This is a genomic window from Massilia sp. GCM10023247 (genome assembly GCF_042653325.1).
GTDB lineage: Bacteria > Pseudomonadota > Gammaproteobacteria > Burkholderiales > Burkholderiaceae_D > Telluria.
This window is the reverse complement of sequence record NZ_JBHSIB010000032.1, coordinates 1-1,229: the sequence shown is the minus strand read 5'-3', so window position 1 is coordinate 1,229 and position 1,229 is coordinate 1. Positions and strand designations below refer to the sequence as shown.

The following is a 1,229-nucleotide window of genomic DNA, read 5'->3' as shown; positions in this document are numbered from 1 at the left end:
TTCCACACCCAGCCTATCAACGTCCTGGTCTCGAACGACCCTTCAAGGAGCTCAAGGCTCCGGGAAATCTCATCTCAAGGCAAGTTTCCCGCTTAGATGCTTTCAGCGGTTATCTCTTCCGAACTTAGCTACCCGGCAATGCCACTGGCGTGACAACCGGTACACCAGAGGTTCGTCCACTCCGGTCCTCTCGTACTAGGAGCAGCCCCCTTCAAATTTCCAACGCCCACGGCAGATAGGGACCAAACTGTCTCACGACGTTTTAAACCCAGCTCACGTACCACTTTAAATGGCGAACAGCCATACCCTTGGGACCGGCTACAGCCCCAGGATGTGATGAGCCGACATCGAGGTGCCAAACTCCCCCGTCGATATGAACTCTTGGGAGGAATCAGCCTGTTATCCCCAGAGTACCTTTTATCCGTTGAGCGATGGCCCTTCCATACAGAACCACCGGATCACTATGTCCTACTTTCGTACCTGCTCGACTTGTCGGTCTCGCAGTTAAGCACGCTTATGCCATTGCACTATTAGCACGATGTCCGACCGTACCTAGCGTACCTTCGAACTCCTCCGTTACACTTTAGGAGGAGACCGCCCCAGTCAAACTGCCTACCATGCACTGTCCCCGATCCGGATAACGGACCAAGGTTAGAACCTCAAACAAACCAGGGTGGTATTTCAAGGATGGCTCCACGAGAACTGGCGTCCCCGCTTCAAAGCCTCCCACCTATCCTACACAGATTGGTTCAAAGTCCAATGCAAAGCTACAGTAAAGGTTCATGGGGTCTTTCCGTCTAGCCGCGGGTAGATTGCATCATCACAAACATTTCAACTTCGCTGAGTCTCGGGAGGAGACAGTGTGGCCATCGTTACGCCATTCGTGCAGGTCGGAACTTACCCGACAAGGAATTTCGCTACCTTAGGACCGTTATAGTTACGGCCGCCGTTTACTGGGACTTCAATCAAGAGCTTGCACCCCATCATTTAATCTTCCAGCACCGGGCAGGCGTCACACCCTATACGTCCACTTTCGTGTTTGCAGAGTGCTGTGTTTTTATTAAACAGTCGCAGCCACCAGTTTATTGCAACCCTTTCACCCTTCTGCAGTAAAGCAGTCAAGCTACCGGGGCGTACCTTTTCCCGAAGTTACGGTACCAATTTGCCGAGTTCCTTCTCCCGAGTTCTCTCAAGCGCCTTAGAATACTCATCTCGCCCACCTGTGTCGG

At 52.4% G+C, this 1,229-nt stretch carries 1 rRNA gene; it reads right to left on the bottom strand.

Annotated elements, in window-relative coordinates:
• Positions 1-1,229: ribosomal RNA gene (locus tag ACFPAH_RS23035) — 23S ribosomal RNA — on the bottom strand; the annotation flags it as partial.